General features: G+C 71.5%; 11 protein-coding genes, 1 tRNA gene and 1 pseudogene. 6 read left to right on the forward strand and 7 right to left on the reverse strand.

Features of this window, described 5'->3' with window-relative positions; genetic code table 11:
* Positions 1–2: 2 nt before the first annotated feature.
* The 5 genes and pseudogenes from ACFZCP_RS05850 (at position 3) to ACFZCP_RS05870 (ending at position 2,246) form a co-directional block, all read left to right on the forward strand.
* Positions 3–251, forward strand: coding sequence for a DUF397 domain-containing protein (locus ACFZCP_RS05850; RefSeq protein WP_391424371.1), 249 nt, complete (start codon positions 3–5; stop codon positions 249–251).
* A 303-nt stretch (positions 252–554) separates the two neighbouring features.
* Positions 555–628 (forward strand) — tRNA-Met (locus tag ACFZCP_RS05855).
* A gap of 75 nt (positions 629–703) precedes the next feature.
* Positions 704–802 (forward strand): annotated as a pseudogene (locus tag ACFZCP_RS05860) (EamA family transporter); the annotation flags it as partial.
* Between the two features lie 122 nt (positions 803–924).
* Entirely contained in the window at positions 925–1,818 is an 894-nt protein-coding gene (locus ACFZCP_RS05865; RefSeq protein WP_391424373.1) for an NAD(P)-binding domain-containing protein, read from the forward strand.
* Positions 1,819–1,970: 152 nt separating this feature from the next.
* Entirely contained in the window at positions 1,971–2,246 is a 276-nt protein-coding gene (locus tag ACFZCP_RS05870) for a dsRBD fold-containing protein (RefSeq protein WP_391424375.1), read from the forward strand.
* A gap of 329 nt (positions 2,247–2,575) precedes the next feature.
* On the opposite strand, the gene ACFZCP_RS05875 is transcribed toward ACFZCP_RS05870, so the two are convergent.
* The 4 genes from ACFZCP_RS05875 to ACFZCP_RS05890 all read right to left on the reverse strand — a co-directional run bounded on the left by ACFZCP_RS05875 (position 2,576) and on the right by ACFZCP_RS05890 (position 6,541).
* Complete coding sequence (locus tag ACFZCP_RS05875; RefSeq protein ID WP_391424720.1) at positions 2,576–3,736, reverse strand: serine hydrolase; 1,161 nt, start codon at positions 3,734–3,736, stop codon at positions 2,576–2,578.
* Between the two features lie 204 nt (positions 3,737–3,940).
* Complete coding sequence (locus ACFZCP_RS05880; protein ID WP_391424377.1) at positions 3,941–4,702, reverse strand: ATP-binding cassette domain-containing protein; 762 nt, start codon at positions 4,700–4,702, stop codon at positions 3,941–3,943.
* Positions 4,690–5,487: a cobalt ECF transporter T component CbiQ gene (cbiQ, locus tag ACFZCP_RS05885; protein ID WP_391424379.1), complete on the reverse strand. Its 798-nt coding sequence runs from the start codon at positions 5,485–5,487 to the stop codon at positions 4,690–4,692. Before cbiQ ends, ACFZCP_RS05880 begins: the two co-directional genes overlap by 13 nt.
* A gap of 1 nt (position 5,488) precedes the next feature.
* Positions 5,489–6,541, reverse strand: coding sequence for an energy-coupling factor ABC transporter permease (locus ACFZCP_RS05890; protein ID WP_391424381.1), 1,053 nt, complete (start codon positions 6,539–6,541; stop codon positions 5,489–5,491).
* 149 nt (positions 6,542–6,690) lie between these two features.
* Between ACFZCP_RS05890 and ACFZCP_RS05895 the strand changes: the two genes are divergently transcribed.
* Positions 6,691–7,029, forward strand: a complete 339-nt coding sequence (locus ACFZCP_RS05895) for an SsgA family sporulation/cell division regulator (protein ID WP_362680763.1) — start codon at positions 6,691–6,693, stop codon at positions 7,027–7,029.
* Between the two features lie 86 nt (positions 7,030–7,115).
* On the opposite strand, the gene ACFZCP_RS05900 is transcribed toward ACFZCP_RS05895, so the two are convergent.
* The 3 genes from ACFZCP_RS05900 to ACFZCP_RS05910 all read right to left on the reverse strand — a co-directional run bounded on the left by ACFZCP_RS05900 (position 7,116) and on the right by ACFZCP_RS05910 (position 11,551).
* On the reverse strand, positions 7,116–8,783 hold the full coding sequence (locus ACFZCP_RS05900; RefSeq protein ID WP_391424384.1) for a penicillin-binding transpeptidase domain-containing protein: 1,668 nt from the start codon (positions 8,781–8,783) through the stop codon (positions 7,116–7,118).
* A gap of 96 nt (positions 8,784–8,879) precedes the next feature.
* The gene (locus tag ACFZCP_RS05905; protein ID WP_391424386.1) at positions 8,880–10,514 is read right to left on the reverse strand and encodes a penicillin-binding transpeptidase domain-containing protein; all 1,635 of its coding nucleotides are present in this window, start codon (positions 10,512–10,514) and stop codon (positions 8,880–8,882) included.
* Between the two features lie 275 nt (positions 10,515–10,789).
* Positions 10,790–11,551: a calcium-binding protein gene (locus ACFZCP_RS05910; RefSeq protein WP_391424388.1), complete on the reverse strand. Its 762-nt coding sequence runs from the start codon at positions 11,549–11,551 to the stop codon at positions 10,790–10,792.
* Positions 11,552–11,693: the final 142 nt, after the last annotated feature.

Below are 11,693 nucleotides of genomic sequence, written 5' to 3' on the forward strand. Positions count from 1 at the left end.
CTATGAGTGCCACGGAACTCCACTGGTTCAAGAGCAGCTACAGCAGCAGCAACGAACCCGGTGACTGCGTGGAAGTAGCCCTGGGCTGGTTCAAGAGCAGCTACAGCGACAGCAGTAACGGCAATGACTGCGTCGAAGTCGCCACCACCCCCGCCACCATCCACATCCGCGACACCAAGACCCCCGACACCGCGCAGCTGAAGGTCACCCCGGCCGCCTGGACGCAGTTCCTCGCGCACGCGGTCAAGTGAGCCGCAGGCGGACCTTCGGGCCTTGCTGACGCCGACGAATCCGCAGCTCACCCCCCTTTTTCGCCTCGCTCCGATCGCGGCCCTGCGCGAGTCCTCAGTCAAGCGCTGCTCATGCAGTAATGACTTGGCTGGTCGGGGGGCTGGTCGTCGGGTAGTGGCTGAGGCGTGGGCCCTTTTGAGCCCGCTCGGTCCCAGAGCGGCCAGGCCATCTGCCAAACCTGCTCCGACCTCTAGCCAAGGGCGTCGTCAGCCGAGGACTGGTCACTGGATGCCGCTGAGTGGCGTAGGGTGTTCCTACAACGACGCGGGGTGGAGCAGCTCGGTAGCTCGCTGGGCTCATAACCCAGAGGTCGCAGGTTCAAATCCTGTCCCCGCTACTACATGAAGCGGAGCCTGTGCATACACGCCAGGCTCCGCTTCATTTATTGCCAGGCGCTTTCCTTTCGGCCTGGCGGGTGATGTCGATCATCGTCGGCGCGGCCATCGGCGCCCTGTTCTTCAAGGAGCGGTTCGGTGCGCCCCGGCTCGCGGCGGCAGGTCTGCTGGTCGTGCAGGGTGTCGCTTTTGGCGGAGCCGACTTCGGCACCCGCCGCGGAAGGAGCCGTTCCGAGGGGCTTCCGTACGAAGATGACGGGGGAGCAGAGGACAGGAACCGTAGGAGAGGGAGCCGTCAATGACCGACAAGCCGACCGTCAGCGTCCTGGGCACCGGCATCATGGGCGCCGCCATGGCCCGTAATCTCGCCCGCGCCGGGCTCGCGGTCAGGGCCTGGAACCGCACCCGGGAGAAGGCCGAGCCGCTGGCCGCGGACGGGGTCCGGGTCACCGGTACGCCCGCCGAGGCGGTCGAGGGCGCCGATGTCGTGCTGACCATGCTGTACGACGGCAACACCGTCCTGGACGTGATGCGCGAGGCCGCTCCGGCACTGCGTCCGGGTGCCGTGTGGGCGCAGTGCACCACCGCCGGCATCGAACTGGTCGCCGACCTGGCCGACTTCGCCCGCGAGCACGGGCTGGTGTTCTACGACGCCCCCGTCCTCGGCACCCGCCAGCCCGCCGAGGCCGGTCAGCTGACGGTGCTGGCCGCCGGTCCCGAGGCGGGCCTGGAGACGGTCACGCCCGTCTTCGACGCGGTCGGCGCCAAGACGGTGTGGACCGGCGACGACGGGGCCGCGGGCAGCGCGAGCCGGCTGAAGCTGGTGGCCAACAGCTGGGTGCTCGCGGCCACCGCGGCGACCGGTGAGGTGCTGGCCCTCTCGAAGGGCCTCGGCGTGGACCCGCAGAGCTTCTTCGACCTCATCGCGGGCGGGCCGCTCGACATGGGGTACCTGCGGGCCAAGTCCGCTCTGGTGCTCGACGACAGGCTGACCCCGGCGTCGTTCGCCGTGTCCACCGCCGAGAAGGACGCGCGGCTCATCGTGGCGGCCGGCGCGGGCAACGGCGTACGGCTCGACGTCGCCGCCGCGACCGCCGAACGCTTCGCACGGGCCGCCGCCCAGGGACACGGCGACGAGGACATGGTCGCCGCCTACTTCGCCAGCTTCGAGGAGAAGCCGGCCGCGGACTGAGGACCGGGGGCCGGGGACCGAGTACCGGGACCGGGACCGAGTGTCGGAGACCGGGACCGAGTGCCGGGGACCGCGGAGCGACCTGGCCTCCACGTGACGTTCCGGGCCCGCGGGAGCACCCTGGAATCAGCGCTCTTCCGGAGGTGGTCGACATGATGAACACCGTTGTGGGATGGCACGTCGAGCTGGAATTCGAGGAGGACGACACGCGCACGCGCGCGGTCGCCCTGGTGCGTCTGCCCGACGGCACCGAGATCCGGGCGCACGGGCACGCCAGCCGCCACCGCATCGACGCGAACCAGCCCAGAGTCGGCGAGGAGATAGCGGGTGCCCGCGCCCTGAACGAACTGGCCATGCAACTGCTGACCAAGGCGCACGGCGAGATCGACGCGGATTCCGGGCGGACGTCGCACCCGATCAACGTGTGAGACGGGTCGGGCCGAGGGGGGGCGCGTGGCGCACGCACCACCGCCGCGCGCACCCCTTGCGCCCCGAGCGCCGCACCCGGGCCCCGAGCGCCGCACCCGGGCCCCGAGCGCCGCACCCGGGCCCCGAGCGCCGCACCCGGGCCACGAACCTCGCGCCTCTGGTCCGAACCCGGATTCTCCAGCCCGAGCCCGAGCCCGAGCCCGAGCCGCGTGCCCGAGCGCGGTACGCCCTACGCGAGCGCTCTACGAGAGTGCGTCCTGAGCAAGCGCTCTAGGAGACTGTGTCCTGCGCGAGCGCCCCACGCGAGCGCTCCCTGCGAGAGGGCGTCCTACGCGAGCGCCGTGCGTACCGCGCGTACCAGCGCCTGCGCCCTCGGGTCGGCCGTCACGCTCTTCCTGAAGCCGTTGGTCACATAGCCGAAGGCGATACCCGTCTCGGGGTCGGCGAACGCCAGGGCGCCGCCGCGGCCGGGGTGGCCGAAGGAGTGGGGGGAGAGCAGCGGGGACGCGCTGCCGTGCAGCATGTAGCCGAGGCCGAACCGGGTGCCCACCACCAGGACCCGGTCCGGCCCGGCCGACTGCTCGCCGCGGGCCAGCTCCATGGTCCGGGGGGTGAACAGGCGGGTGCCGCCGTCCACGTCTCCGATGAGCGAGGCGTAGAAGCGGGCCAGGCCGTCGGCGGTGGCTATGCCGTTCGAGGCGGGCAGGGCGGCCGCCCGGTAGCCGGGCGCGTTCTCGTCGGGGAGCGGGGTGATCGCGGCGAAGGCGCGGCGGGTGAGGGAGGCGGGGTCGGCGTAGGCCTCGGAGACCGCCCGCTTGGGGCGCGTCCTGAGCGTGCCGGCCGTCGGGGGTTCCGCCGCGGGCCCGACGCGGCCCGCGCGCCCCTGCTCCGCCTCGGGCAGCCCGAGCCACAGGTCCGCTCCGACCGGTGCGGCGATCTCGTCGGCGATCCACTCGCCGATCGGCCGCCCCGTGATCCGCCGGACCAGCTCGCCGGTGAGCCAGCTGTAGGTCTGCGCGTGGTAGCCGTGGTCCGTACCCGGCTCCCAGGCCGGCGCCTGCGCGGCGACGGCGGCGGCGCCGAGGTCCGGGTCGGCCGCCTCCCCGGGCGTCAGCGGGCGGTCCAGCACCGGCACCCCGGCGCGGTGTGCGAGCAGATGCCGCACGAGCGTGTGTTCCTTGCCGGCCGCCTTGTACTCGGGCCAGTACGTGCCCACCGGGGCGTCCAGGTCCAGCTCGCCGCGCTGGTGCAGCAGCAGGAGTACGGCGGCGGCGACGCCCTTGGTCGCGGAGCGCACGATCTGCGCGGTGCCGGGCTCCCAGGGGGACGTACCGTCCACGTCCCTGGTGCCGCCCCACAGGTCGACGGCCCTGTGGCCGTCCCGGTACACGGTGACGGCCGCGCCGCGTTCCCCGAGCAGCCCGAAGTTGGCTGCGAACGCCTCCCTGACCGGCTCGAAGCCCTCGGCCACCGTGCCGTGCACGTTCACACTCACGCCCGGGTCCCTTCCCTCGCTTGCGACAACGAGTGAAACACGGGGTGGCGGCCTTGGATTCCTCGGTGGGGCAGTGATTTCGGCTACGGTCCGGCGTCCTGCGGCCCGTCCTCGTACCTGGCCGGGACCGCCCGCCCGCACGGGCGACACCGGTGTGGTACCCGGGAAGGGAAGCCTCCACCCCGGCGTTCCGGCGCGTCACGCGCCCATGGCCACCGACTTCGGGTCGAAGCCGAACGGCAGCTCCAGCCTGTGTGCCCGCATCAGCGGGTCGTCGGAGAGCAGTTCGCCGGTCGGGCCGTCCGCCGCGATCACGCCGTCGCTGAGGACCAGCGAGCGCGGGCACAGCTCCAGCGCGTACGGCAGGTCGTGCGTGACCATCAGGACCGTGACGTCCAGGGAGCGCAGGATGTCGGCGAGTTCGCGCCGGGAGGCCGGGTCGAGGTTGGAGGACGGCTCGTCCAGGACCAGGATCTCCGGCTCCATCGCGAGGACGGTCGCCACGGCGACCCGGCGGCGCTGGCCGAAGGAGAGGTGGTGCGGCGGACGATCGGCGAAGTCCGCCATGCCGACCCGCTCCAGGGCGCCCCGCACCCGCTCCTCCAGCTCGGCGCCCCTGATCCCGGCCGCCGCCGGGCCGAACGCCACGTCCTCGCGCACGGTCGGCATGAACAGCTGGTCGTCCGGGTCCTGGAAGACGATGCCGACCTTCTGCCGGATCTGGGCCATGTGCCGCTTGCCGACTGGCAGTCCGGCCACCGTCACCGTGCCGGTGCCGCCGCCCAGGATGCCGTTCAGGTGCAGGACCAGGGTCGTCTTGCCGGCGCCGTTCGGGCCGAGCAGCGCGACCCGCTCGCCGCGTGCGATCGAGAAGTCCACGCCGAACAGGGCCTGGTGGCCGTCGGGGTAGGCGAAGGCGAGGCCGGAGACCTCCAGCGAAGCAGTACTCACAGGACCCATCCCAGCAGACAGACGACGAGGGCGGTACAGGGGAGCGCGAGGGCGTGCGACCACTGCGCACGGGATGCGGTCACCTCGTCGATGACCGGCATCGAACCGGCGTACCCCCGGCTCACCATGGCCAGGTGCACACGCTCCCCGCGCTCGTAGGAGCGGATGAACAGCGCGCCGGCGGACTTGGCGAGCACACCCCAGTGCCGCACGCCCCGCGCCTCGAACCCGCGCGACTCCCGCGCGATCCGCATGCGGCGCATCTCGTCCGTGATGACGTCGCCGTAGCGGATCATGAAGGAGGCGATCTGCACGAGCAGCGGCGGCAGCTTCAGCCGTTGCAGTCCGAGCAGAAGTTCGCGCAGCTCGGTGGTGGCGGCCAGCAGCACGGAGGCGGCGACGCCGAGTGTGCCCTTGGCGAGCACGTTCCAGGCGCCCCAGAGACCGTTCACGCTCAGCGAGAGCCCAAGCACCTGCACCCGCTCGCCCTCGGCCACGAACGGCATGAGCACCGCGAACGCCACGAACGGCACCTCGATCAGCAGCCGTTTGAGCAGGAAGCCGGCGGGCACGCGCGCGTGACGGGCGACGACCGCGAGCAGGACGGCGTACACCGCGAACGCCCACATCGCCTCGCGCGGCGTCGACACCACGACCACCACGAACGCGAAGGCGGCGGCGAGCTTGGTGTGCGGCGGCAGGGCGTGCACGGGCGAGTGCCCGTGCCGATAGAGCCTGTGCGCTCCCCCACGCTCGAACGCGCTCGCGCGGGAGGTACCCTCATCGGCCCCCACGTCAGACGCCGGTGTTCAGCGTCGAGGCGGGGGAGGCGTCCGCCGTCCGGCGCCGGCGCACCGCCCAGAACACCGCGCTGCCCGCGACGACCGTCACCCCGACGCCGATCACGCCCGCGAGACCGCCGGAAAGCCGGGCGTCGGAGACGTCCTTGACGCCGTAGTCGGCGAGCGGCGAGTCGGACGCCGCGTGCTTCCCGGCCTTCTTGTCGATGCCCTTGTCGTGCGCGACCTTCTCCAGCCCGTCGGGGTCGGCCGAGGCGTAGAAGCTGACGAACCCGGCGAGCACCAGCGAGGTGACCAGGCCGGTGATCCACAGCGTGCGCCGGGAGGTGCGCGCCGCCACGGGCGCCGTGGGGGCCGGCGCGTCCACCAGGGCGCCGTTCACCCGCAGCTGCAGGCGCTGCCGAATCCCCCGCGCGCCGTGCACCAGGTCCGGCCGCACGGCGATGACGGCGCCCACCGTGAGCGCGGTGATCGCCGCCTCGCCCATGCCGATCAGGACGTGGACGCCGATCATCGCGGTCGCCACCTTGCCGATGGCGACGTCGGTGGTGCCGCCGACCGCGTAGATGAGCGTGAAGGCCACCGCGGCGGCCGGCACCGAGACCAGGGCGGCGACGAAGGAGGCGGCGGTCACCGAGCGGCGCCCCCGGGGCAGCACGGCGAGCAGCCCGCGGAAGACGGCGTAGGAGACGACCGTGGTGACGATCGCCATGTCCGTGATGTTCACGCCGAGCGCGGTCAGCCCGCCGTCCGCGAACAGGACCCCCTGCATGAGCAGCACGACCGACACGCACAGCACGCCCGTGTACGGGCCGACGAGGATGGCGGCGAGCGCACCGCCCAGGAGATGGCCGCTTGTTCCGGCCGCGACGGGGAAGTTGAGCATCTGTACGGCGAAGATGAACGCCGCCACCAGACCGGCCAGCGGAGCCGTCCGCTCGTCGAGTTCGCGGCGGGCGCCGCGCAGGCTCACCGCGAGGGCGCCGGCGGCGACCACCCCGGTGACCGCGGAGGTGGGGGCGTCGATGAATCCGTCAGGTACATGCACCGTACGATTTTAAGGCTTTGTTGCGAACTATTTGCAAGAGAGACGCAGTCTCCGTCTTCCGTCGGGCGGGAGCCGGAAAATGTGGCACATTGGATGGAAAGCGGATTCACGTTTTCCGCATGGGTCACAGAACGTGAAAGGGCGATCCGATGTCTGTAGTCGAGCAGTACGCGCGCGCCCACATCGTCACGGACGAGGAGGATCCGGGGGCCGTACCCGTAGTGCTGCGGTACGACCCCGACTCCGATCCACGCTCGGTCCGGTTCGGCCTGCCCGGACCGCACGAGTGGACCTTTTCGCGCGCGCTGCTCGAACGCGGACTGCGGGCGCCGGTCGAGAGCGGCGACGTACGGGTGTGGCCGTGCGGCCGTGTCCAGGCCGTGGTGGAGTTCCACTCCGCGCACGGCGTCGAGGTGGTGCAGTTCGAGTCCAAGGCGCTGATGAGGTTCCTGCGCCGGACCTACACCGCCGAGCCGGTCCACAACTGACGTGCCCGCGGGCGGCCGCCCGTCTTCAACGCTGTTCGGCCGCCCGCCCCCCGGTGCTGCTCTCGGCCGCCCGTCCTCGGTGCCGCTCAGCCGCCCATCTTCAGCAGCGTCGCGACGATCGGCCCCGCCGTGTCGCCCCCGTGCCCGCCCGCCTGGACCACGCCCGCGGCGGCCAGGTCACCCCGGTAGGCGGTGAACCAGCCGTTCGGCTTCTTCTGCCCGTCGACCTCGGCCGAGCCGGTCTTCGCGCCGGAGTCCGCGCCCAGTCCCGCCATCGCCTTGGCCGCCGTGCCGTACGCCGCCGTGTAGCGCATGACGTCCTTCAGCTCGGACTGCGTCTTCGACGACATCGTGCGCGAGGCCTTCGCCGTCGTGCGGCCGTCCACCGAGGGGGACACCAGGTACGGCTGGTGGAAGACGCCCGTCTGCACCGTGGCCGCCACCGACGCCATGTTCAGCGGGTTCATCCGCACCCCGCCCTGACCGATCAGCGAGGCGCCCATCTGCGCGCCGCTCTGCACCGGAACGGAGCCGTCGAAGGTGGGCACGCCGATGGACCAGTTGTTCAGGCCGAGGCCGTAGACCTGCTGGGCCTCCTTCGTCAGGTCGCTGTCGGACAGCTTGGGCGCGAAGTCGATGAAGGCGTTGTTGCAGGAGGCGCCGAAGCTCTGCTTGAACGTGCCCTTCTTGATCTCCGAGTCGGCGTCGTTGTGGAAGGTCCAGCCCGCGAGCTTGTAGGTCTTGGGGCAGGGGTGCTGGGCGTCCGGGGTGATCAGGTTCTTCTCGAACAGCATCGTCGACGTCACGATCTTCATCGTGGAGCCGGGCGCCAGGGAGCCCTGGAAGGCGGTGTTGAAGCCGTGCCCGGTGTTGGCGACGGCGAGGATCTCGCCCGTCGAGGGCCGCAGGACCACCACCGAGGCCTGCTTCTGCTTGCCGACCTGCTGCTCGGCGGCCGTCTGCAGCGACGGGCTCAGCGTCGTCTTCACCGTGCCCGGAGTGCCCTGGCTCAGCGCCACCAGCGTCTTGTCGGACAACTTGGCCGCCTTCGACGCCTTGCCGCGCACCACCCGCAGCTCCACGCCCGCCTTGCCGCCGGCCTCCTTGCCGAACTTGTCGCGCAGACCGTCCAGGACCGTGCCCAGCGACGGGTACCTGGCGGCCGTCAGCTCCCCGCCGTCGCGGTCCAGGGCCTTGATGGGCGGGGTGCCCGACGCGCCGGTGACGAGCGTGTCGCCGTCCCGCAGGTCCGGGTGGACGACCTGGGCGTGCCAGCCGACCAGCGCGCTGCCGTCGCTCTTGCGTCGCACGACGGTGAGCGAACTGTCGTACGCCAGCGGCTCGGTGAGGTTCTTGTACGACACCGTCGCCTTGACGGAGAACGCCACCTTGGCGCCGGTGGTCCGGCCGGCCGTGAGCGTGACGTTCTTCAGGCGGGCGTCCTTGGTGTAGCCGGCGAGCAGGGCCGTGGCGGCCGACGGGTCGTCGGTGGCCGCCGCCGCGTCGGGGACGTGGCCCTGCTGCCAGGCGGTCAGGAAGCGCGTGGACGCCGTCCGCACCTCGGCCGCGGACAGCGGGCCCGTCTTGACGGCCCGGTGGCCGGCCGTCGTGGCCGTCCCCTCGTCGGCCGCCGCGCCGCCGCCGTAGAGCGCGTAGACGCCGAGTCCGGCGCCGACGGCGACCACGGCGATCATCCCGCCGACCACGACGGGTCCGGTCTTCCGTCGCTCGGCGACGCGCCTTCTCTTGCCCACAGCCTCAGTTCCTCCGCACCTTCCCCAGGGTCCCCGCAGCCCTCACACTCCCCAACGACGGCGACCAGCCTAGAGTCCCCACCTTTGCGGGTGATGTCAGCGGGCACTCCGTAGCACGGTTGCGACAATAGGCCCGGCCGCGTCGACGCCGTGACCGCCGTCCTGGACCATCGCGGCGGCGGCGACATCGCCCCGGTACCCGGCGAACCAGCTGTCGGACTTCGCCTGTCCGTCGGTCTCGGCCGAGCCTGTCTTCGCGCCGATGTCCCTGCCGAGCCCGGACATGACCTGGGCCGCGGTGCCGCTGAGGGCGGTGCGGTTCATCATGGCGCGCAGCTGGGCGGCCGTGCCCGACGACAGCCCGCGCGCGCGTGCCGGATCACGGTGGTCCAGGCCGAGCGGCACGATCACCGGCTGCCGGAAGCTGCCGGTCATCGCGGTCGCCGTCACGGAGGCCATGTTCAGGGGGCTCATCTGGACCTGGCCCTGGCCGATGAGGTTGGCGGCGGTGTCCGGGCCGCCGGAGGCGGGGACCCGGCCGTCGAAGGAGGGCACGCCGATCTGCCAGTTGTTCTGCCCGAGCCCGAACCGCTCCTGGGCCTCCCGGGTGAGCGAGTCCGGCTTCACGTCGTCCGCGAACTTCACGAACGCCGTGTTGCAGGAGCGGGCGAAGCTGTCGGAGAGGGTGGCGTTCTCGTCCGGGGCCAGGCCCGTGAGGTTGTGGAACGTCTGGCTCTGCCAGACGGCGGTCGGCGGACAGGGCGCCTTGCCGCCCGCGGTGGTCAGTCCGCTGTCGATGAGGGTCGCCGCGCTGATGATCTTCATGGTGGAGCCGGGCGGGCGCTCTCCGAGCAGGGCCGCGTCGAAACCGTCGTCGCGGTGGTTGGCGACGGCCAGGATCTCGCCCGTGCTGGGCTTGACGGCCACGACGGACGCATCGGGGTATTTCTCCACGGCGGCCTCGGCCGCCGCCTGCGCGCCCGCGCTGAGCGTCGTGCGCAGTCTGCCCGGTCTGCCCTTGGCGAGGGTGAGCAGAGTGGTGTCGGCGGCCTGGGTGCCGTCCGCGGCGTCCGCATGGCGGATGACCAGCTCCACGCCGGGCCGGCCGCCCGTCCGGTCGCCGTACTTCTTGCGCAGCTCGTCCAGGACCGGGCCGAGGGAGGGGTACTTCTCCTTCGACAGCACCCGGTCGTCGCGGTCCACGGCCAGGATCTCCGGGGCCGCCGACTCGCCCGTCGCCAGGGTGTCCCCCTTGCGCAGCTGCGGGTGGACGACGGAGGGCTGCCAGTCGACCAGCGGGCGGTGCGAGGTCCGGCCGCGGACCACGGTCAGCGTGCTCCTGTAGGCGAGCGGCCGGTGCTTGCCGTCGTACGACACCGTCGCCCTGACGGTGAACGGCACGGTGCTGCCGGCGGCCCCTTCGGCCGTGATGTGCACCGCCGTGATGTGCGCGTCGTCCGCGTACGCCGTCAGCAGCTGCTCGGCGGCCTGCGGGAAGTTGGTGTACGTCGCTGCCGTGGCGGCGTCGCCCTTCTCCCAGGCGGCGAAGAACGCGTGGGCCGTCTGCCTGGCCTCGGCGCCGCTGGGCGGCCCGGTCCTCGCCGCCGCGGGCGCGGCCGTTCCCCCGTCGCCGTCGAGCGCGGTCACGATGTTGTAGGTGCCGTAACCGGCACCGCCCAGCATCACCGCACACACGCCGCCTATGACAGCAGCCTTCACTCCGCTGCGCATCGCGCGCACCCCTCCCCGTTCCCCGTGGGGACCTGCACGCGATCAGACTTCCTGAACGCGTTCAAAAAGCAGGTCGCAGAGGAACTGTAAGCGGTTGTGCGCTTCCTGTGACCATGGATGGCGATTGTTGGCCGAACAGAGATCTCGCCGTCTCCGCTCGGTTGTCGTGCCACAGGCTACGCACGGCAATCAGCGCCTCGAACGGGGCGCGGATCGCCGTCCCGACCCCGCCGACCCGGCTGCCGCCGGCCGCGGCCGGTGTCGGCGTCCACTGATTACTTGGTGTCGACGTAGTCGCCGGCGGCAGTGGCGGAGGCCGTCGTGGTGGTGCCCGCGAAGCTGTAGCGCCAGTAGCCGTCGGCGGCAGCGGCGACGGTGGTCCTCAGGGTGCCGGTGCTGCTGGTGGTGACGGTCCTGACCGTGGTGTAGGTCCTGGTGCCCGCCTTGCGGAACTGCAGCTTCACCGACTGGCCGGCGTACCCGTGGTACGCGTTGTCGTCCCAGTTGGCCCGGCTGAGCTTGCCCGTCACGGTCAGCGTCGCGCCCTTGCGCACCGGTTCGGGCGAGGCGTCGGTCGTGAGCTTGGCGTACCGCTTGACGTAGAACTTGTCCGGGAAGTTCTGCGTGATGACGTCGTGGTCCTTGGAACTGATGTCCACGTACGCCTGCCAGGCCCCCGCCTGCGCGTTCTCCAGCCCGTAGCGGCCCGGGTCCATGACGTAGCTCATCGAGCAGGTGGCGGTGGTGGCGTTGACGGCCTTGCAGCCCAGGTTGTCGTGGTAACCGAAACCGGTGGCGGTGGCTGTGCTCCAGATGTCGGAGTAGGCCGCGTTGATCCCGGAGCCGTCCGTGGCGGTGATCGCCAGGACGAAGGTCTTCTTCTCCGTGGTGCCGACCACGACGGACTTGCCGCCGTTGAACGACACCTTTGTGATCTTCAGATCTCCGTTCCCGGTCACGGCCTCGGCGGTCGGACCGGTCAGGGCCGACAGCGCCACCGTGCACGGCAGAAGGATGCCGACAGCAAGTCTTCGCATGAAACCCCCCACAGGGCAGGCCCACCGTCCTGATCGATGACGGTGGGGTGAACAGGTGTGCGGAGTGTAGGGGCGCGCGCCCAGGCCGATCTCGGCGGGGCGGCGATGGACGTCGACCTGTGCAGACCGGGCCGACTCCGGG

The sequence above is a fragment of the Streptomyces sp. NPDC007971 genome, from assembly GCF_042958635.1.
Taxonomy (GTDB): domain Bacteria; phylum Actinomycetota; class Actinomycetes; order Streptomycetales; family Streptomycetaceae; genus Streptomyces.

Bases quoted from the DNA above. Each gene is read 5' to 3' on its own strand.
- ACFZCP_RS05850 (WP_391424371.1), top strand. From the start codon at position 3: ATGAGTGCCACGGAACTCCACTGGTTCAAGAGCAGCTACAGCAGCAGC.
- ACFZCP_RS05865 (WP_391424373.1), top strand. From the start codon at position 925: ATGACCGACAAGCCGACCGTCAGCGTCCTGGGCACCGGCATCATGGGC.
- ACFZCP_RS05870 (WP_391424375.1), top strand. From the start codon at position 1,971: ATGATGAACACCGTTGTGGGATGGCACGTCGAGCTGGAATTCGAGGAG.
- ACFZCP_RS05880 (WP_391424377.1), bottom strand. From the start codon at position 4,702: ATGGGTCCTGTGAGTACTGCTTCGCTGGAGGTCTCCGGCCTCGCCTTC.
- ACFZCP_RS05895 (WP_362680763.1), top strand. From the start codon at position 6,691: ATGTCTGTAGTCGAGCAGTACGCGCGCGCCCACATCGTCACGGACGAG.
- ACFZCP_RS05905 (WP_391424386.1), bottom strand. From the start codon at position 10,514: ATGCGCAGCGGAGTGAAGGCTGCTGTCATAGGCGGCGTGTGTGCGGTG.
- ACFZCP_RS05910 (WP_391424388.1), bottom strand. From the start codon at position 11,551: ATGCGAAGACTTGCTGTCGGCATCCTTCTGCCGTGCACGGTGGCGCTG.